Origin of the sequence: Streptomyces lunalinharesii, from assembly GCF_039532155.1 — a bacterium.
In the GTDB taxonomy this organism is placed as follows: Bacteria; Actinomycetota; Actinomycetes; order Streptomycetales; family Streptomycetaceae; genus Streptomyces; species Streptomyces lunalinharesii.
Map to the genome: position 1 here is coordinate 20,687 of NZ_BAAARK010000006.1, position 19,442 is coordinate 40,128.

Sequence of the window (19,442 nt, forward strand, 5' to 3'; positions counted from 1 at the left end):
CGGTCCGGTGTGGCCGGCGAGATCCACCATGCACGACCTGGACCTATAGAGTCCAAGAGTCACTAGCCATGCCTCCTATAGATCACATCTATACGTGGTCCTATAGTGGTGACATGGCCCTGGAACTACGTCATCTGCGCTACCTGCTCGCCGTGGCGGAGCACGGCAGCTTCACCCGTGCCGCCGAGGACCTGCACATCTCGCAACCGACCCTCTCGCAGCAGATCAAGCAGCTGGAGCGGACGGTGGGGGTGCAGCTCCTGGACCGCAGCGGCCGCACCGTGCGCCTGACCGACGCCGGCGAGGCGTACACCCACCACGCCCGGCACGCGCTGCGCGACCTGGCCGCCGCCGAGCGGGCCGTGCACGACGTGCGGGACCTCTCCCGGGGCCACCTGCGCCTGGGGCTCACCCCGACGTTCACCGCCTACCTCGTCGGACCGCTCGTCGCCGAGCTGCGCGCCCGCCACCCCGGCGTCACCCTGGCGGTCCGGGAGATGCCCCAGGACCGCATCGAAACGGGTCTGCTGGACGACGAGTTGGACCTCGGCATCGCCTTCGCCGGCCCGCACCTGGCCGGGATCGAGGCGGCCGCGCTGTTCACCGAGACGCTGAGCCTGGTGACCGCGGCCCCCGACCCTGCCGCCGACCCTCCGGAGCCGCTTCCCGTCAGCGCCCTCGCCGACCGCCAACTCGCCCTGTTGAGCGGCGACTTCGCCACCCGCACGCACATCGACGCCTACTTCGCCCAGCACCACGTCAACCCGCGCATCGCGGTGGAGGCCAACTCCATCCAGGCACTCACCGAGATCGTCCGGCGCACCTCGCTGGCGACCGTGCTCCCCGACGCCATCACCCACGACCACCCCCACCTCACCCCGCTCCCCCTCGCCCCCGCCCTGCCCACCCGGACCGTCACGCTGCTCCGTCGCGCCGACGCCTACCGGACCGCCGCGGCGCTGGCCTTCACCCGCCTCGCCCGGGAACTGGTGCGCAGCCGGGGTTACGCACCGGCCTGAGACCGGCCGGGCCGGGAACCGCGCGGCTGCTTAGCATGGGGCCGTGGCCGGGTTCCTGATCGCACGCACGACGCCCCTCTCCCCCGACGTGGCATGGCGACGGCTGACGGACTGGGCGGCCCACGCCGCCTACGTGCCGCTCACCACCATCACCGTGACCACGCCGCCGCCCACCCGGGAGGGCACCACCTTCGTCGCCCGGACCGGCCTCGGTCGGCTCGCGTTCGACGACGTGATGCGCGTCGTGCGGTGGGAGCCGCCGGCCGCCACCGGCGCGGCGGCCGTGGGCCGCTGCCGGCTGGCGAAGCAGGGCCGGGTGGTGACCGGTTGGGCCGAGGTCGAGGTGGGTCCGCGGGACGGGGGCTGCCGCGTCGTCTGGCGCGGCGAGGTGCACCCGCGCGGCGTCCCGGACGCCTTCCGACCGGTGGTGGCCGGCTCGGCACGGTGGTTGTACGGCCGCATCCTGGACGGCCTGCTCGCCCGATAGACCCGCCGAGCCGGGGCGGGACGACCGGCGGCGCCCTCACAGCGCGGTGAGGAACTCCCGTACCGCCGCGGCGAATCCGGCCGGGTCGTCGTCGTGCAGCCAGTGCCCGCACCCGGGGAACTCCCGCAGGGTGGTGCCCGGCCGGCGCTGCGCCATCTCCCGCGCCATCGCGGTGGGGAGGACGAAGCTGTCCAGGCCGTGCAGCAGCAGCGCGGGGCAGCTGGTGGCCAGCCAGTCGGGCCACCAGTCACCGATCAGCGCCTCCTGAGACCGCACCATGTCCGCGTGGTCGAAGAGGAACCCCCATCCGTCGGGCCGTTCGACGGCGCTCTCCAGGAAGTAGCCGGCGTCCGGGACGCCCCGGGCCTCCACCTGGCGGCGCAGCTCGCCGAGCGTCGGTGCCCGGCGCGGCCAGTCCCGGACGTCCAGGACCGGATGCGCCACCTCGGGCCGGCGGTTGAGCGCACCGCCCTCCTCGACGATCAGCGCCCGGACCAGTTCCGGATGGTGCGCGGCCAGCCGGAACGCCACGACCCCGCCCATCGAATGGCCGAGCACCGGCAGCGGTCCCAGCTCCAAGGCCCGTACGAAGGCGGCGGCGTCGGCCACGTACGCGTCCGGGGACACGTCGTCGTCGCGAGCGCTGAGGCCGTGGCCGCGTTGTTCCAGGGCGACGACGCGGAACTCCGGTGCCAGGGCGGCGGCCAGGGCGGCGAACGCCCTGGCCCGGCCGAAGTGCCCGTGCAGGGCCAGCACCGGCGTGCCCGGTCCGCCGGCATCCGCGTAGGCCAGTCGCCGGCCCCGCACCGTCATGGTGTCCGTGGTCAGGGTGAAGGTCATGGTCGTACCTCTCTGGTGGGGCCGGCCGGTCGGCCGGGGCACGGGTGACGATAGGCGCGGCGGTCGCGGGGCCGGGGCGCGGTTCGGCCCGGAAAACCAGTTGCCACCGCTCAGTAATGTCGGGTGCGTGACGGACATCGACGGCTTGCTCGCGGCCTACGACGAGCAGATGCGGGGAGTACCTCCGACGCCGCCCGACGGGGTCGCCTACGAGCAGGACGGCCCGGTGCTGCGGGTCGTCGGGCAGTTCCGCGGCTTCGTCAGCGCACCGCCGGACGTCGGCCTGCGCGGTGCCGAGTTGGACCGGCTGATCGCCCGCCAGCGCGACCGCTTCGCCGCCCGCGGCGAGGCGGTGGAGTGGAAGACCCGCGGGCACGACCGGCCGGCGGACCTCACGGACCGGCTCCGTGCCGCGGGCTTCGTCCCCGAGGAACCGGAGACGGTGCTCGTCGGCCGGACCGAGCAGCTGGCCGGCGCTCCCGTCCTGCCGGCCGGTGTCGCGCTGCGGCGGGTGACCGCCGACATCGACCTGCACCGCATCGCCGCCATGGAGTCGGCGGTATGGGGCCAGGACTGGAGCTGGCTCGCCGAGGACCTGAGCGCCCGCATCGCGGCGGCGGAGGAGGAGATCGTCGTCCTGGTGGCGGAGGCCGGCGGCGAGGTGGTCTGCGCGGCGTGGTTGGTCTTCCGGGAGGGCACCGAGTTCGCCAGCCTGTGGGGCGGTTCGACCCGGCCGGCCTGGCGCGGCCGCGGGATCTACCGTGCGCTGGTCGCCGCCCGCGCCGAACTCGCCGTGGCCCGCGGCGTCCGGTACCTCCAGGTCGACGCGTCCGCCGACAGCGCCCCCATCCTGCAACGGCTGGGCTTCCTCCCCATCACCACCACCACGCCCTACGTCTGGTCGCCGCCCGGGAGCTGACCCGCGCCAGACCGACCGGCCGGTCTGGCGCCTCCGCCGGCCTCCCCGGCGCCGGCGGGCCGCTCGCTCTCCGTAGGCTTTCGCGCACTGCTGCGTCCTGCGGTGCCGGCGTGCCGGCCGGAAGCAGCCCAGCGCGGGCCCCGAGCCGGGGGTAGCGCGCGGATGCTGCCACACTGTGCGTGCCACAGCCGTGGTCCGCACCCCGCGGAGACGGCTGAGGACGGCCCGGCGCGGCGAACGGCGCCGTCGGCAAGCACAGAGAACTGCCTGGTGAAAGGGTGCGCATGGTGGCCTCCGCAGGGAACAAGAACAACGGCGACGCGACGAAGAAGGGCTCCGGCGGCCACTGGCGCAATTACGTGGTGGCCGGGGTCGGCCTCGCCGTGGTGTGCGGGGCGGCCGTCGTGATCGGCCAGTTCTCCCGGGCCGGCGAGGCGACCGCGTTCGAGCCGCCCTCCGGCGCCGTGGGCACGTCGGCCGCCACGAAGCTGTCCCTGCCCGTCAAGCCGACCGTGCCGGTCACCATGACGGTGTACGAGGACCCGCGCAGCCCGCAGTCGCGCGACTTCGCGCAGAAGTACGCCACCACATTCGCGCAGCTCCTGGCGTCCGGGCAGGTCCAGATCGACTACCGACTGGTCACCCAGAGCGACCGGCAGTACGGGGGCACCGGCGCGCAGGAGGCCGCCGCCGCGGCCGCCTGCGCCCAGGACCAGGGCCGCTTCGGCCCCTTCATGGACCAGCTCTGGAAGCAGCAGCCGGCGCCGCAGACCGACGGCCTGAAGGACCCCAAGCTCCTGAAGCAGATCGCGAAGAAGGCCGGGAAGATCCAGCACGACACGTTCAACCTGTGCCTGGAACGCGGCACGCGCCAGGGATGGGCGAAGAAGTCCCAGGAGGACTACGCCGCCGCGGGCCTGGGCCCGGTCCCGGTCGTGCAGGTCAACGGGCAGACGCTCGCCGACCCGGCCACCAAGTTGACCCCGGCGAAGCTGGCCGCCCTGGTGGCCAAGGAGGCCCGCCAGGTGTCGTCCGCCGCCACCACGGCCTACCCGACGCCGACGGCCACGCCGACGTCGTGACGTGAGCGGCTGGTTCCCGGGCCCCGGCCGCCACCACGGCGCGGGCCCGGGAACCAGCGCCGTCATCGGGCCGGATCACCCGCGCCGGTCCGGCGCGCCCCGGCTCGCTCAGGCGAGGGCCACCAGGTCGCGGTACTCCTCGCTCCACAGGTCCTCGTCCGCGCCCGGCAGGAGCAGCACGCGGTCGGGGCGCAGGGCGTCCAGGGCACCCTCGTCGTGGGTGACCATCACGATCGCGCCGGGATAGCGACCGACCGCCGCCAGCACCTCGTCCCGGGAGGTCGGGTCGAGGTTGTTGGTCGGCTCGTCGAGGAGCAGCACGTTGGCTCCCGAGTGGACCAGTCCGGCCAGCGCCAGGCGGGTCTTCTCCCCTCCGGAGAGGACACCGGCGGGCTTGTCGGCGTCGTCTCCGGAGAACAGGAACGCGCCCAGCACGCGCCGGGCGTCCTGGTCGGTGAGGTGCGGGGCGACCGCGGCCAGGTTCTCCCGGACCGTCCGGGCACCGTCGAGGGTGTCGTGCTCCTGGGCGAAGTAGCCCAGGCGCAGCCCTTGGCCGTGCACCACGCGGCCGGCGTCCGGGCTCTCCGCACCGGCGAGGAGCCGCAGCAACGTGGTCTTGCCAGCGCCGTTGAGGCCGAGGATCACCAGGCGGCTGCCCCGGTCCACGGCGAGGTCGACCCCGGTGAGGACCGGGTGGTCGCCGTAGGACTTGGTGAGGCCGATCGCACCGAGCGGCATCCGGCCGCAGGGGTGCGGTTCGGGCAGTCGGATCCGGGCCGCCTTCTCGGTCCGCCGGACCGGTTCCAGCTCGGCGAGCATCCGGTCGGCGCGGCGGGCCATGCTCTTGGCCATGACGGCGGTGGCGGAGCGGGCCTTCATCTTGTCCGCCTGGGCGTGCAGGGACGCGGCCTTGCGCTCGGCGTTGGCCCGCTCGCGGGTGCGGCGCCGGGCGTCCGCCGCGCGCTGGGCGAGGTAGCCGGTCCAGCCGGTGTTGTGCTGGTCGATGGCCGCGCGGGTGGCGTCGAGGTGGAAGACGCGGTTGACGACGTCCGCCAGCAGTGCGGTGTCGTGACTGATCACGACCAGGCCGCCCCGGTGCGCCCGAAGGAAGCCGCGGAGCCAGCCGACGGAGTCGGCGTCGAGGTGGTTGGTGGGCTCGTCCAGCAGCAGCGTGCCGCCGTGCCCGGCGAAGAGGATGCGGGCCAGCTCGACCCGGCGCCGCTGGCCTCCGGAGAGCGCGCCGACGGGTCCGGTCAGTACCCGCTCCGGGAGGCCGAGGCCGGCCGCGACCCGGGCGGCCTCGGCCTCCGCCGGGTAGCCGCCGCCGGCCTGGAAGGCGGCCTCCGCCCGGGCGTAGGCGGCCATCGCGCGCTCCAGCCCCTGGGGGTCGGCGGCGTCGGCCATCGCGGACTCGGCTGCGCGCAGGCGCTGGAGGGCGGCGTCCAGGCCACGGGCGGACAGGATCCGGTCGAGGACGCGCTGGGCCGGGTCGGCGGCGCGGGAGTCCTGGGCGAGGTAGCCGAGGGGGCCGGTGCGGGTGAGGGTCCCGGCGGCGGGTTCGGCCCGTCCGGCGAGGGCGGTCAGCAGGGTGGTCTTGCCCGCGCCGTTGCGGCCGACCAGGCCGACCCGGTCGCCGGGAGAGACGGTGAAGGACACGTCGGACAGCAGCAGGCGGGCGCCGGCGCGCAGCTCGACGCCACGAACGGTGATCATGATGTAACGCTCCGAATAAGCACGAGGACACACTTCTGGCGTGGAAGCGGGTCCTCGGCTAGGAAATGCGGGGCGTAGACATGCGGACAGGGTAACGGCCGGCCGCCGGTCGGTGCATCCGGCTTTCCCCGGCGACCCGTCCGGTCAGCCCGCCAGCTGCCCCAGGAGTTCCCAGGTGCGGCGCCGGTCGGCGGCGCCGTTGACCTCCGTCCCCGAGAAGACCACCTCGGTGGCGCCGGCGTCGCGGTAGCGCTGCACCTCGGCGGCCACCTTCTTCTCGTCGCCGATGACCGCGACGTCGACCGCCCGCCGGCCGCCGGACAGCCCGATGACCCGTGCGTAGGAGGGGATCTGCTCGTAGAACGCGAGCGTCTCGGTGAAGGTGCTGCGGACCGCTTCGACGTCGTCGGTGACCACGCCGTGGACGAGTGCCACGATCCGTGGGGCCGGGCGACCGGCGGCCTCGGCGGCCGCGGTGAGGGCCGGGACGATGTGCTCGCCGAGGGCGCGGGGCCCGGCGAGGTAGGGCAGGATCCCGTCGGCGAGTTCCCCGCTGGCCCGTAGCGCCTGCGGGCCCATGGCCGCGACCAGCAGCGGGACGCCGGACTCCGCGCCGGGCACCCGGGCGGGGATCGGCGTGGTCGCGGTGAGGAGCTCGCCGTGGTAGTCCGCACTGCCCGTTTCGGTCAACTGCCGTACTGCGGTGAGGAATTCGCGGAGTCGGGCGACGGGTCGTTCGAAGGGGATGCCGAAGCCGTTCTCGGTCAGGAGCTTGGTGCCGAGCGCGAGTCCGAGGTGGTAGCGGCCGTGCGTGGCCGCCTGTGCGGTCTGGGCCTGGCTGGAGACGACGAGCGGGTGCCGCCCGAAGACGGGGATGGCGGACGTGCCCACCTGTAGCTCGGGCACCTCGCGCCCGACGAGCGCGGCGAGCTGGGGCGAGTCGGCGCCGAAGGTCTGGCCGAACCAGGCGGACCGCAGTCCGGCGGCCGCCGCCTCCTTGGCGAGTTGCACGCTCGCGTCGATCTGATTCGTCGGGTCGATCGGGTTGAGGGAAACTCCAACAGTCATGCCCTTTGAGAACGCGGCACGTTGGGCCGCCATTCCCGGTCGGGCGTGACGGATTGATGTCGGGCGCGTGTCGCGTCGGGGCGGCGGGATCGGCGCGCGGAACCCGATCCGCGGCCCCCCGGTTCCGATCTAGGACAGCCACTGTCCGCCATGCCGCCTAGCGTTCTCCTCACCGATGGAACAGGCAACACCGAGAGGCGGAGTCCATGACTGGCGACGAATCGACCACCGAGCACCCGACCGAAGCACCCGCGGTCACCGGCGAGCGCGCCGAGTGGTTGGCGGCACTGGCCAAGCAACGACACTTCCTGCGCTTCACCACCCGTGACCTCACCGACGAGCAGGCCGGCCGGCGGACCGGCGCCAGCGAGTTGTGCCTGGGCGGCCTGATCAAGCACGTCACCTCGGCCGAACGCAGCTGGGTGGAGTTCATCCAGCACGGCCCCTCGGTGATGCCCGACTTCACGGCGATGACCGCCGCCGACTGGGAGCGTCGGGCCGAGGAGTTCCGACTGCTGCCCGGCGAGACGCTGGCCGGCGTGTTGGCCGCCTACGAGGAAGTGGCCCGCCGGACTGACGAGTTGGTCGCCACCCTGCCCGACCTGGACGCTTCGTGGCCGCTGCCCAAGGCCCCCTGGTTCCAGGCTGACGCGCACTGGTCGGCCCGTCGGGTGTTGATGCACATCATCGCCGAGACCGCGCAGCACGCCGGCCACGCGGACATCCTCCGCGAGTCCCTGGACGGCGCCAAGAGCATGGGGTAGCCGCCGGTCCCCACGCATGACGGAGCGTCCGCCAGTAGGCCAGGCAGCGGTGCACCGGTCACCGCTGCCGGACGCCTACCGGCGGACGCTCTCACCCCTCGGCCGCGGAACGGCGGACGGTCAGAGGGAGCGGCCCAGGCGGTCCGCCACCACCTTCACGAAGCGTGCGGGGTCGGTGGGGCGGCCGCCCTCCGCCAAGACCGCCAAGGAGTACAGCAGTTCGGCGTTCTCGGTGAGGTCGGTGCGGTCCTCGCGCTCCCCGTACGCCTGGTTCAGGCCCTTCACCAGCTGGTGGTCGGGGTTGAGTTCCAGGATGCGCTTGGTGCGCGGCACCTCCTGTCCCATGGCCCGGTACATGTTCTCCAGCGCCGGCGTCATGGCGTCGGCGTCCGCGACGATGCAGGCCGGCGACACCGTCAGGCGCGACGACAGCCGCACCTCCTTGACGTCCTCGGCGAGTTGCTCGCCCATCCAGCCGAGCAGGCCCGCGTACTCCTCGGCCCGCTTCTCCCGCTCGCCCTCGGACTCCGCGTCGTCCTTGGCGCCGAGGTCGATCTCGCCCTTGGCGATCGACTGGAGGCGCTTGCCCTGGAACTCCCCCACCACGTCGACCCAGACCTCGTCGACCGGGTCGGTGAGCAGGAGCACCTCGATGCCCCGCTCGCGGAACGCCTCCACGTGCGGGGAGTTGTCGATGCTCTGCCGGGACTCGCCGGTGATGAAGTAGATGTCCTCCTGCCCCTCCCCCATCCGCTCCACGTACTGCTCCAGGGTGACGGACTCGTCCTCGCCGTGCGTGGTCGCGAACGACGCGACCGCGAGCAGGGCGTCGCGGTTGTCGGAGTCGGAGACCAGCCCCTCCTTCAGCACCGCGCCGAACTCCCGCCAGAACGTGCCGTAGCGGTCGCCCTCGTCGGCCATCATGGCCTTGACCGACGACAGCACCTTCTTCGTCAGCCGCCGCTGCATCATCAGGATGTGCCGGTCCTGCTGGAGGATCTCGCGGGACACGTTGAGCGAGAGGTCCTGCGCGTCGACCACGCCCTTGACGAAGCGGAGGTACGGCGGCAGCAGCGCCTCGCAGTCGTCCATGATGAAGACGCGCTTGACGTACAGCTGGAGCCCGCGCGCGGCGTTCTGCGTGAACAGGTCGTGCGGGGCGTGCGACGGGACGAACAGCAGGGCCTGGTACTCGAAGGTCCCCTCGGCCTGGAGCTGGACGGTCTCCAGCGGGTCGCGCCAGTCGTGGCTGATGTGCTTGTACAGCTCGTGGTACTCGTCCTCGGACACCTCGTCGCGGGAACGCGCCCACAGCGCCTTCATCGAGTTGAGCGTCTCGGGCTCGGCCGGTCCGTCGTCCTCGGCCGGCGCCTCCCCGACGAGCTTGACCGGCCAGGTGATGAAGTCCGAGTACCGCTTGACGATCTCCTTGATCTTCCAGTCCGCGGTGTAGTCGTGCAGTTGGTTGGTGGGGTCGGCCGGCTTGAGGTGCAGCGTCACCGAGGTGCCCTGCGGGGCCTCGTCGACCTCCTGCAGGGTGTAGGTGCCCTCGCCGCGGGACGACCAGCGGGTGCCCTTCTTCTCGCCCGCGCGCCGGGTCAGCAGGGTGACCTCGTCCGCCACCATGAAGCCGGAGTAGAAGCCGACGCCGAACTGGCCGATCAGCCCCTCCGCACCGGCCGCGTCCTTCGCCTCCTTCAGCTCCCGGAGGAATTCGGCGGTCCCCGAGTTGGCGATCGTGCCGATGAGCTGTCCGACCTCGTCGTACGACATGCCGATGCCGTTGTCCCGGACGGTGAGCGTACGGGCGCCCTTGTCGATCTCAAGCTCGATGTGCAAGTCGGAGACGTCGGCGTCGAGAGCGTCGTCCCGCAGCGCGGCCAGGCGCAGCTTGTCCAAGGCGTCGGAGGCGTTGGAGACGAGTTCACGGAGGAAGACGTCCTTGTTCGAGTAGATCGAGTGGATCATCAGCTGGAGCAGCTGACGGGCCTCTACCTGGAACTCAAACGTTTCGGTCGACATGGTTGGCGAATACCTCACTTGGTCCGTAGATCGTCAGTAAGTGACGTCGCCACTGTAATAAGAACGTCCGCCGTCAGGTTCGCTCGTTGCACGAGGTCGTGCGAGCGCCGGGCGTGACCACCCCCTGGGGGATGATGGGGGCATGGAGCTGCGCGGGGACGACGTCGTATTGCGACCGGTGGTGGACGGCGAGGGTGCGGTGCTCGACCGGATCGTGCGGGAGCCGGAGGTGGCGGCGTGGTGGTCGCCTCCGGCGGACTTCGCGGGCATGCTCGCCATCGTCTTCGAGGGGGAGGTCGTCGGAGCGATCCAGTTCGACGAGGAGACCGACCCCGAATTCCACCGTGCCGGCATCGACGTCTTCCTGACGGCGCGTCATCACGGCAGGGGACTGGGCACCGACGCGGTGCGCACGCTGGCCCGGTGGCTGGTGACCGAACGCGGCCACCACCGGCTGACCATCGACCCCGCAGCCGCCAACACCGCGGCGATCCGCAGCTACCGCAAGGTCGGGTTCCGGCCCGTGGGCGTCATGCGGGCGTACGGGCGCGACCACCGGACGGGCCGCTGGCAGGACGCGCTGCTCATGGACCTGCTCGCCGACGAGCTGACCTGACCGGGCGCCCGCCCCGTGCCCCGCCCTGCGGCCCCCCAGGGGTGGCGCGCAGGTCGTGGCACGGGGTGGGTGCCCGGCCCGGGGCCGGCTAGCTCAGGGACTTGAGCGCCTTGGCGTCGTACGGCTGGAGTTCCTCGGTGCGGTTGCCGAGCACCTTCGCGGCCCACTGCGGGTCCTGGAGCAGGGCGCGTCCGACGGCGACCAGGTCGAACTCGTCGCGCTCCAGGCGGTCCAGGAGGTCGTCGATGCCCTGTACCGGGGCGCCCTCGCCCTGGAAGGCGCGCTCGAAGTCGCCGTCGAGGCCGACCGAGCCGACGGTGATGGTGGGCCGGCCGGTGAGCTTCTTGGTCCATCCGGCGAGGTTCAGGTCCGAGCCGTCGAACTCCGGGCGCCAGTAGCGGCGGGTGGAGGCGTGGAAGGCGTCGACGCCGGCCGCGGCGAGCGGGGCCAGGATCGCCTCCAGCTCCTCGGGGGTCTCGGCCAGCCGCGCGTCGTACGCCTCCTGCTTCCACTGCGAGTAGCGGAAGATCACCGGGAAGTCGGGCGAGACGGTCGCCCGGACCGCGGCCACGACCTCGGCGGCGAACTTGGTGCGGGCCACGGGGTCGCCGCCGTACGCGTCGGTGCGGCGGTTGGTGCGGTCCCACAGGAACTGGTCCAGGAGGTAGCCGTGGGCGCCGTGCAGTTCGATGCCGTCGAAGCCGATGCGCTCGGCGGCCGCGGCGGCCTCCGCGAAGGCGCCGATGACGTCGTCCAGGTCGCGCCGGGTCATCGCCCGGCCGGTGCCCTCGGTGCCGTCGACGCGGATGCCGGAGGGGCCGACGGCGGGGGCGTCGGCGAAGGGCGGTTCGCCCTGCTGGCGCACCATGCCGATGTGCCACAGCTGCGGCACGATGGTGCCGCCCGCCTCGTGCACGGCCTCGGCGACCTTCGCCCAGCCGGCCAGCTGCTCGTCCCCGTGGAACCGCGGCACCCGGTCGCTCTGCCCGGCCGATGCGTGGCCGACGTAGGTGCCCTCGGTGATGATCAGGCCCACCCCCGCGGCGGCGCGCCGGGCGTAGTAGGAGCGCACGTCTTCACCGGGGACGCCGTTCGGGGAGAACATGCGCGTCATCGGCGCCATCGCGATGCGGTTCGGAACGGTCAGGCCGTTCAGTGCGACGGGCCGGGAGAGGATCTCGGCCGCGCGGGAGGCTGCGGACGCGGTGACGGTCACGGGGAACTCCTCATAAGTACCGGTTGGTACGGGTGTGTGCGGTGCTTGCGTGTAGTCACCAACCGCCCCGGCGGGGGTGGCATTCCGAGCGTCCGGCACACGACGTTGTGATCCGGGCCACGTTCCGCGGGGCGACCGGTTCGGTGCGGTGGTTGCCCGGGTGCAAGCGCGCGAAGTAGTCAATCCCGCGGCCGAGGCCCCGCCCGTCCCGGGGTGGGCGCGCCCCTCCGGTGGGTGTCCGCACGAGCCGCACGCAGGGCCTGTGACCTGCGCGGGGAGGGCCCCGGACGGCTGCGCTTCGGCACCTGACCGCACCGACGAACGCGCGTAACGGCACGGCACACTTGCCAACAACAAGCCACAAGAACCCTCAAATTAGGAATTCGGCAGCCGTTGGGCGCAACGTGCTCTACGTTCAGCTCCAATACGGCGGCGGTCGCGTTCCGGGGGGGGGCCGACCGCGCCGGTCTTGGGGACGACCGAGTGGGGGGCCATGGGGTTGTTCGAAGCTGCCGCGGTGCCGGTCGGTGCGGCCTGGGCCACGGCGGAGCGGGTCGCGCACCGTGACGGGCCTGCGGGCACCGTGCACACCGCGGGAGGCGTCCGATGAGGATCGTCCACGTGGTCCCGCTGGTCGGTGATGACGGCGCGCACGACGGTCCCGTCGGCGTGGCCACGGCGCAGCTCGGCGAACTGGCCGGGCGCGGCCACGAGGTCGGGCTGGTCGCCCTGTGGCGGGGTCGCGGCGCGCCGCCGCGCACCGTGGACGGGGTGCCGCTGCACGCCCGACGCGCCCGCGCCTTCGTCCCGGGGCGGGGCTTGCCGGGGCTGTTCCACCTGGGGCTGCTGCCGCTGTTGTGGCGGCTGGCCGGCCGGGCCGACGTGCTCCACCTGCACGCCGGGCGCAACCTGGTGTCGCTGGCGGCGCTCGCGGCGGCAGCGGTGCGCCGGCGCCCGTTCCTGGTACAGACGCACGGCGCGGTCCGGCCCGGCCGTGCGGTGCTGGCCAGGTCCTTCGACCGGTGCTTCGTCCCGCTGCTGCGGCGCGCCGCGGCGGTGCTGGTGCTGACCGACGCGGAGGAGGCCGAACTGCGGGAGGTGCTCGGGCCGGGCGGACCGCGCCTGGTCCGGATGCCCAACGGGGTGCGGGCGCCGGCGCGCGGGGCGGCTGCGGAGCGGCAGCCGACCGAGGTGCTGTTCCTGGCCCGCCTCCAGGCCCGGAAGCGGCCGGAGGCGTTCGTGCGGATGGCGGCGTTGGTGCACGCCAAGCGGCCGGAGGTGACGTTCCCGGTCCACGGCGCGGACGAGGGGCGGTTGGCCGAGGTCCGGCTGACGGTCGCCGACGAGGGGTTGGGCGGGGTGGTGGCCTACGGCGGCGCGTTGGACCACGATGCGGCGGTGCGGCGCCTGGCGCGGGCCACCGTGTACGTCCTGCCCGGCATCGACGAGCCGTTCCCGATGAGCGTGTTGGAGTCGCTGACGGTGGGCACTCCGGTGGTCTGCACGGACCGCTGCGGGATCGCCGCCGCGCTGCGACGGCACGACGCCGCGGCGGTGACCGACGGTTCGCCGGAGCAACTGGCCGGGGCGGTGCTGGAGCTCCTGGACGACGCGGCGCTGCGGGCCCGACGGGCGGCCGCCGGCCGGGTCGCGGTCGCCGCGGAGTTCTCGCTCGCGGCGGTGGCCGACCGGTTGGAGGAGTGGTACGGCTTCCTGGGCGGGCGCGGGTGATCCGGGCGCGGGGTGCGCTGCGACGACCGCCTGGTTCCCCGTCGCGGAGGTCCGGTCGGCCGACCCGTCGCTCAGCCAAGGTCCTCGATCAGCCGAGGTCGTCGATCAGCCGGGTGAGGAAGTCAGCGGTCTCCGAGGGGGTGTTGGCCTCGGTGCACAGCCGGTCCATGACCGCGGTGTACTGGTCGACGGACTCCTGCTTGTCCAGGTAGAGGGCGCTGGTCAGCTGCTCCAGGTAGACCTTGTCGGGGAGTTCCGGTTCGGCGAACCGCAGGATGCTGAAGGGGGCGCCGGCCGCCGCGTTCGCGCCCACGCTGAACGGGGCGATCTGGAGCGTGACGTTCGGCATCTCCACCGCCTTGAGCAGGGACCGCAGCTGGGCCGCCATCACCTCGCGGCCGCCGAACGGACGGCGCAGCACCGCCTCGTCGACCACTGCCCACAGCCGCGGGGCGTCCGTCCTGGTCAGCAGCCGCTGGCGGTCCATCCGCAGCGCGACCAGGCGGTCCACCTTGGTCTGCGGTGCGTTGGGGTAGCCGATGCGGGTGACGGCGTGGGCGTACTCCTCGGTCTGTAGCAGTCCGGGCAGGAACTGCACCTGGTAGGTCCGGATCAGCGCGGCGGCTTCCTCCAGGCCGAGGTGGAGTTCGAACCAGTCCTCCAGGACGTCGCTGTACTCGTGCCACCAGCCGGAGGAGTTGGCCTGATCCGCCAGGGCGAAGTAGTCGTCCCGGCGTTCCGGGTCGAGCACCTGATAAAGCGTCAGAAGGTCGACCAAATCGGGTCTCTTGAAGCCGACCTGGCCCCGTTCGAGTCGGGTGATCTTGGCGTGGGAACCACGGATCGCCGTGCCGGCGGCCTCACGTGAGATCCCGGCGCCGACCCGCAGTTTCCGGAGCTGCGCTCCCAGCACGATGCGCGCGGCCGTGGGGCCCACCTGCGGCTCCTGCAGGTATCGCGCTATCGACAGCTCGCCTTCCGGCCGGCTCATCGCGGTCATCCCAACTCCCGTGAGCGACAGTGTTGATACCCCCAGTGTCGCACTTACCGGCCGTCAGGTACAGAAATGCGCCAACGATGCGCGTGAGGACGGGCCCGTGTGCCGGCGGGCCCGTTCCGCGGCCGCTCAGCCCAGCATCGCGTCGAAGTCGCCGTCCTTTGCGCCGCCGACGAACGCCGCCATCTCCGCCTGGGTGTAGATGAGCGCCGGGCCCTGCGGGTCGCGGGAGTTGCGGACCGCGAAACCGCCGTCGGCCAGCGCGGCGACCTCGACGCAGTCGCCCCCGGGCGCACTGCGCCGGCTCTTCCGCCAGACCGCGCCCTCGATCAGGCCCGCGGCCACACCGTTGTCGAACTGCTCCATCCCGCCACTCCCTTGCTCCGCGCACACGCGTCTGACCAGGCATCACGTGCAGCCGCACGGGCGGATGCACTTACCGATGCAATTGCGTTCGTCTCGAATGTAATTGCAGATGCACTTGCAGCGCCAGCAGCGGCCGGGGATAGTGGGAGCCGAATCACCCGTTCGTGACGAAGGTCTGAGAGGCGCCACGGAGTTCGTGATGACAACCCACCCGGCAGGACCACCTGCCGCCCTCTTCCCCACCCAGCCCCTCAGCCGTTGGCTCGCCCACGCCCCGCGCGACATCCGGCTCGACGACCGTGCGATCCGGCCCGCCGGGCTCGCCGCCCGCGCCCTCTCGGCGGACGGCAAGGCAGCCTCGGAGGCCCGCCGGTTCACCGGAGCCACCCTCGACGGCTGGAACCTCAAACCCCTCGTGGACAACGCCGCCCTGGTCGTCTCGGAGCTGCTCTCCAACGCCCTGCGGTACGGGCTCGCCAAACCCGACGGACAGCCCCGCGGGGCGACCGCACCGCATCAGCTCTGGATGGGGTTGCTGCGCTGCCGGGACCTCGTCCTGTGCACGGTCTGCGACCACAGTCCGGACGTCCCGGTGCTGCGGGAGCCCGACTTCTTCGCCCAGAGCGGGCGCGGGCTGCACATCATCGACTGCCTCAGCTCGTCCTGGGGATGGACCACCCCGACCGCGGCCGGCAAGGCCGTCTGGGCGGCGCTCCCGGCGGCGGAATGAACTGCGGCCCCCGGCGCCGTCGCGCCGGGGGCCTGCTTCCGTGGGCCGGTCAGCCCTTGCGGCCGAGCCCGGCGTACAGCGGGATGTCCGCGTCGGACCAGGCGCCGGTGCCCACTTCGACGTGGTCCGGGCGCCAACGGTGGACCGCCGTCAGGCCCGGGTCGACCAACTCCAGGCCGTCGAAGAAGCGCAACACCTCGCCCTTGCTCCGCGCGTTCACGTGCGAGCCCTTGGCCTCGAAGTTGTCCGAGACCTCTTGGAGGGCCTGCGGCTCGAAGTCGGCGGTGACGTACGTCAGGGCCAGGAAGCTGCCCGGGGCGAACTCCGCCATCAGGTCCCGGACGACGTCGTAGGGGTCGCAGTCCGTCGGGAGCCAGTGCAGCACGGCTATCAGCGTGAGGGCCACCGGCCGGCTGAGGTCGAGGGTTTCGCGCAGGATCCGGTTCCGCAGGATCGCGCGGGGCTGGCAGAGGTCGGCCTGTATGTAGGCGGTGCGGCCCTCGGGACGGCTGGTGTGCAGGGCGCGTGAGTGCGCCAGCACGATCGGATCGTTGTCGGCGTAGACGACGTGGGCCTGCGGCGCCGTCGCCTGGACGATCTCGTGGAGGTTGGGCGAGGTCGGTATGCCGGTGCCGATGTCCAGGAACTGGCGGATGCCGGCCTCGGTCGCCAGGTAGCGGGCGGCCCGCTGCATGAAGGCGCGGTTCTGACGGGCGATCGCGCCGGCGTTGGGCAGCGCCGTGAGGGTCTGCTCCGCCGCCTCCCGGTCCGCCGGGTAGTTGGTCTTGCCGCCGAGCAGGACGTCGTAGACCCGGGCGGCGTGCGGCCGGTCCGTATGGAGTTCCACGGGCTCCGGGGGCGGCGCCCCCATCCAGTCCTCCGACACTGCCATGCGCGGGCCACCTTTCCTTCGTGCCGTCGTGCGTCCCCCCGCAACTTCCGTGCCCACCCTAGTGCGTTGACGAGGGCCGCACCGTCATGCCGAAGGGGCGGTGGCCGCCCGTGCCAGGCGCCGGAGCCGGCCCTGCCGGGCGGCGCGGGCGACGGACATGGCAGAGTGTCGCTAAGGGAGGGTTTGCGTACTGTGTGTGCTCATGTGGCGCGGCGGCGCCGATCCGTCCTGCTCGCCTTCCTCGCGGTGCTCGCGGTGCTCGTACCGGGGGCCGGCGACGCCGCGGCCGCGGAACGGGCCGGTGCTCCTTCCACCGCGGCCTGCGCGCACCACACGGCGTCCCGGGACACCGCCGACCACGGGCCGCCCCACTTCATCGGGCCGACGACCCGTCACCTGCCGGCCCCCGCGCCGGCGCCCGGCACCGTGCCCGCGCATCAGGGCGCCCGGCCGTCGCACCGCACGCACCGCCCGGCGCCGCCCGGCGCCGTCGTGGCCGACTCGCTCCGCTACGCCGGCCGGTGCCGGGACCGGGCCCCGCCCCAGCCTCCAGCTCCCTCGCACAGCCAACCAACGGGGCCGCACCCGCGGCCCGCCCATGCCTGCTGGAGGCATTGTGACCCGCGCCACGAGGGTGCGGGCGCTGTTCGCGCTCGCGATCCTTGCCCTCTCCACGTTCCTCGCGCTGACCCAGCCCGCACGGCTCGGTCTCGACCTGCGCGGCGGCACCCAACTCGTACTGCAAACCCGTGACTCCCCGACCGCCGAGGCCGACCGGGAAGCCACCGACCGCACCCTGGAGGTGCTCCGCCGCCGCGTGGACGCCCTCGGGGTGAGCGAACCGAACCTCTCCCGCGCCGGTGACCACCGCATCCTGGTGGAACTGCCCGGCCTCGACGATCCCGACGAGGCGGCCGAAGTCCTCGGCCGCACCGCCCAACTCACCATCCATCCGGTCCTGGGCACAGCCACCCCCGGCACCGACACCGACCGCACCGCCCCCGCCGACGGCGCCACCGTCCTGCCCGACGACTCGGGCACGCCGCTGCGGCTCGGTCCCGCCGCCCTGACCGGTGCCGAAGTGCGGCGCGCGGCGGCCGAGTTCGACGGCCAGGACGGCAGCGGCTGGTTCGTCGGCCTCAGCCTGCACGGTGCCGGGGAACGCGCCTGGGCCCAGCTGACCGGCAAGGCGGCCTGCGCCGCACCCCACGATCCGGCCCGCCGCGCCGCGATCGTCCTGGACCGCAAGGTCATCTCGTCGCCGCAGGTCGAGTCGTCCGTGGCGTGCGGCGTCGGCATCACCGGGGGGACGACCCGGATCACCGGCGGCTTCGACCAGCACGCGGCGCAGGAGCTGGCGCTGCTGATCAACGGCGGGGCGCTGCCGGTGCCGGTGGACATCGTCGAGCAGCGGGCGGTCGGCCCGACGCTCGGCGCACTGGCCCTCACCTCCAGCGCCCAGGCCGCGGTCATCGGGGTCGCGTTGACGGCCGTGTTCATCACCGTCGTCTACCGTCTGCTCGGCGCGCTCGCCACGCTGGCGCTGGCCTGCTACGCGCTGATCTCCTACGCGGCGCTGCTGGCCCTGGGCGCCACCCTCACCCTCCCCGGCCTCGCCGGGTTCGTCCTGGCGATCGGGATGGCCGTGGACGCCAACGTGCTGGTCTTCGAACGGGCCCGCGAGGAGTACGCGGCGGGGCCGGGCGCCCGTCCGCGCACCCTGCGCAGCGCGCTGGCCGCCGGCTTCCGCAACGCGTTCAGCGCCATCGCCGACTCCAACGTCACCACCCTGATCGCCGCGGTGCTGCTGTTCTTCTTCGCGTCCGGGCCGGTGCGCGGCTTCGGCGTCACCCTGTGCATCGGGGTGGCCGCCTCGATGGTCAGCGCGTTGCTGGTCACCCGGGTGCTGGCGGAGTGCGCGATCGCGCTGCGGCCGGTCCGGCGGCGCCCTGGGCTGACCGGTCTGGCCGGCCTCGGGCGGGTCCGGTCCTGGCTCTCCCGGCGCCGCCCGGACCTGATGCGCCACCGGCGCCGCTGGCTGGCGCTGAGCGGTGCCGCACTGCTCCTGGCCGGGTCCGGGATCGCCGTCCGCGGCCTCGACTACGGCGTGGAGTTCACCGGGGGCCGGATGGTCGAGTACACCACCACCCGGCCGGTCGACGCCGAGCGGGCCCGCGCCGCGCTCGGCACGGCGGGCCTGGACCGGGCCCAGGTCTCCACCTCCGGCGACCGCACCCTGACGGTGCGCACCGAACGGCTCTCCGCGGCGGAGCTGACCGCGGCGGGCCGGGTCGTCGACGAACTCGGCGGCGGGGCGCAGAAGGTGCGCGACGAGCTGATCGGCCCGAGCCTGGGCGAGGAGCTGCGTCGCGGCGCGCTGGTGGCCCTCGGGCTGGCCCTCGTCGCGCAGTTGGGCTACCTCGCGGTGCGCTTCCGCTGGACGTTCGCGCTGTCCGCCGTGGTCGCCATGGCGCACGACGTCGTGGTGCTGGTGGGGGTCTTCGCCTGGCTCGGCAAGCCGCTGGACGGCGTCTTCCTCGCGGCGCTGCTGACCGTCATCGGATACTCGGTCAACGACTCGGTGGTGGTCTTCGACCGGGTCCGGGAACTGCGGCGCGCCGCCCGCGGCACGCCGTTCCCCGACCTCGCCAACACCGCGGTGCTGCAGACCGTGCCGCGCACCGTCAACACCGGCATGGGTGCGGTGTTCATCCTGGCCGCGCTCGCCGCGTTGGGCGGGGACACGCTGACCGACTTCGCGCTGGCGCTGCTCATCGGCATCGTCGTCGGGACGTGTTCGTCGGTGTTCACCGCGACTCCGCTGGCCGTCGTCCTGGAGCGGGACGGCGGTGCGTCGCCGCGGCGGTCGGGCCGCCGCCCGGCGCGGCGCGGTGCCCGCCGGGACCGGTGGGACACCGGTGCCCGCGTCTGACGGCTGACGACTGCCCCCGGTCGTCGGGCGCGCCGTTTGCTCACCGTC

Annotated in this window: 17 protein-coding genes; 9 read left to right on the forward strand and 8 right to left on the reverse strand. The window is 73.1% G+C overall.

The features are described 5' to 3' along the window. Positions 1-113 precede the first annotated feature (113 nt). Together cynR and ABD385_RS11535 are read left to right on the forward strand one after the other, a co-directional pair. A complete protein-coding gene (gene cynR, locus ABD385_RS11530) occupies positions 114-1,019 on the forward strand; it encodes a transcriptional regulator CynR (RefSeq protein ID WP_344575062.1) in 906 nt (301 codons plus the stop codon). A gap of 43 nt (positions 1,020-1,062) precedes the next feature. After that, positions 1,063-1,506 carry an SRPBCC family protein gene (locus tag ABD385_RS11535; protein ID WP_344575063.1) on the forward strand — a complete coding sequence of 148 codons (444 nt, stop codon included), beginning with the start codon at positions 1,063-1,065 and terminating at the stop codon, positions 1,504-1,506. A gap of 36 nt (positions 1,507-1,542) precedes the next feature. On the opposite strand, the gene ABD385_RS11540 is transcribed toward ABD385_RS11535, so the two are convergent. Continuing rightward, complete coding sequence (locus ABD385_RS11540; protein WP_344575064.1) at positions 1,543-2,346, reverse strand: alpha/beta fold hydrolase; 804 nt, start codon at positions 2,344-2,346, stop codon at positions 1,543-1,545. Positions 2,347-2,473: 127 nt separating this feature from the next. On the opposite strand from ABD385_RS11540, the gene ABD385_RS11545 reads away from it, so the two are divergent. Both ABD385_RS11545 and ABD385_RS11550 read left to right on the forward strand, forming a co-directional pair. Further along, complete coding sequence (locus tag ABD385_RS11545; protein WP_344575065.1) at positions 2,474-3,265, forward strand: GNAT family N-acetyltransferase; 792 nt, start codon at positions 2,474-2,476, stop codon at positions 3,263-3,265. A gap of 284 nt (positions 3,266-3,549) precedes the next feature. Next, positions 3,550-4,347: a thioredoxin domain-containing protein gene (locus ABD385_RS11550; RefSeq protein ID WP_344575066.1), complete on the forward strand. Its 798-nt coding sequence runs from the start codon at positions 3,550-3,552 to the stop codon at positions 4,345-4,347. A 108-nt stretch (positions 4,348-4,455) separates the two neighbouring features. Here ABD385_RS11550 and ABD385_RS11555 read toward each other — a convergent pair whose 3' ends face one another. Together ABD385_RS11555 and ABD385_RS11560 are read right to left on the reverse strand one after the other, a co-directional pair. Further along, a complete protein-coding gene (locus tag ABD385_RS11555) occupies positions 4,456-6,060 on the reverse strand; it encodes an ABC-F family ATP-binding cassette domain-containing protein (protein WP_344575067.1) in 1,605 nt (534 codons plus the stop codon). 144 nt (positions 6,061-6,204) lie between these two features. Further along, positions 6,205-7,128, reverse strand: coding sequence for an LLM class F420-dependent oxidoreductase (locus ABD385_RS11560; protein WP_344575068.1), 924 nt, complete (start codon positions 7,126-7,128; stop codon positions 6,205-6,207). Positions 7,129-7,334: 206 nt separating this feature from the next. On the opposite strand from ABD385_RS11560, the gene ABD385_RS11565 reads away from it, so the two are divergent. Continuing rightward, positions 7,335-7,892, forward strand: a complete 558-nt coding sequence (locus tag ABD385_RS11565) for a DinB family protein (protein WP_344575069.1) — start codon at positions 7,335-7,337, stop codon at positions 7,890-7,892. 120 nt (positions 7,893-8,012) lie between these two features. Here ABD385_RS11565 and htpG read toward each other — a convergent pair whose 3' ends face one another. Continuing rightward, positions 8,013-9,914: a molecular chaperone HtpG gene (gene htpG, locus ABD385_RS11570; RefSeq protein WP_344575070.1), complete on the reverse strand. Its 1,902-nt coding sequence runs from the start codon at positions 9,912-9,914 to the stop codon at positions 8,013-8,015. Between the two features lie 142 nt (positions 9,915-10,056). Here htpG and aac(6') point away from each other — a divergent pair, with 142 nt between their 5' ends. Next, entirely contained in the window at positions 10,057-10,530 is a 474-nt protein-coding gene (gene aac(6') / locus ABD385_RS11575) for an aminoglycoside 6'-N-acetyltransferase (protein WP_344575071.1), read from the forward strand. An 88-nt stretch (positions 10,531-10,618) separates the two neighbouring features. On the opposite strand, the gene ABD385_RS11580 is transcribed toward aac(6'), so the two are convergent. Next, entirely contained in the window at positions 10,619-11,746 is a 1,128-nt protein-coding gene (locus tag ABD385_RS11580) for an NADH:flavin oxidoreductase (protein WP_344575072.1), read from the reverse strand. A 606-nt stretch (positions 11,747-12,352) separates the two neighbouring features. Here ABD385_RS11580 and ABD385_RS11585 point away from each other — a divergent pair. After that, the gene (locus ABD385_RS11585; RefSeq protein ID WP_344575073.1) at positions 12,353-13,477 is read left to right on the forward strand and encodes a glycosyltransferase; all 1,125 of its coding nucleotides are present in this window, start codon (positions 12,353-12,355) and stop codon (positions 13,475-13,477) included. 88 nt (positions 13,478-13,565) lie between these two features. On the opposite strand, the gene ABD385_RS11590 is transcribed toward ABD385_RS11585, so the two are convergent. After that, positions 13,566-14,477: a helix-turn-helix domain-containing protein gene (locus ABD385_RS11590; protein WP_344575074.1), complete on the reverse strand. Its 912-nt coding sequence runs from the start codon at positions 14,475-14,477 to the stop codon at positions 13,566-13,568. Between the two features lie 126 nt (positions 14,478-14,603). After that, positions 14,604-14,840, reverse strand: a complete 237-nt coding sequence (locus ABD385_RS11595; protein ID WP_344575075.1) for a DUF397 domain-containing protein — start codon at positions 14,838-14,840, stop codon at positions 14,604-14,606. A gap of 199 nt (positions 14,841-15,039) precedes the next feature. Here ABD385_RS11595 and ABD385_RS11600 point away from each other — a divergent pair, with 199 nt between their 5' ends. Continuing rightward, on the forward strand, positions 15,040-15,570 hold the full coding sequence (locus tag ABD385_RS11600; protein ID WP_344575076.1) for an ATP-binding protein: 531 nt from the start codon (positions 15,040-15,042) through the stop codon (positions 15,568-15,570). A 49-nt stretch (positions 15,571-15,619) separates the two neighbouring features. Here ABD385_RS11600 and ABD385_RS11605 read toward each other — a convergent pair whose 3' ends face one another. Next, positions 15,620-16,462: an SAM-dependent methyltransferase gene (locus ABD385_RS11605; RefSeq protein ID WP_344575077.1), complete on the reverse strand. Its 843-nt coding sequence runs from the start codon at positions 16,460-16,462 to the stop codon at positions 15,620-15,622. Positions 16,463-17,078: 616 nt separating this feature from the next. Here ABD385_RS11605 and secD point away from each other — a divergent pair. Next, positions 17,079-19,394: a protein translocase subunit SecD gene (gene secD / locus ABD385_RS11610; RefSeq protein WP_344575078.1), complete on the forward strand. Its 2,316-nt coding sequence runs from the start codon at positions 17,079-17,081 to the stop codon at positions 19,392-19,394. Positions 19,395-19,442 lie beyond the last annotated feature (48 nt).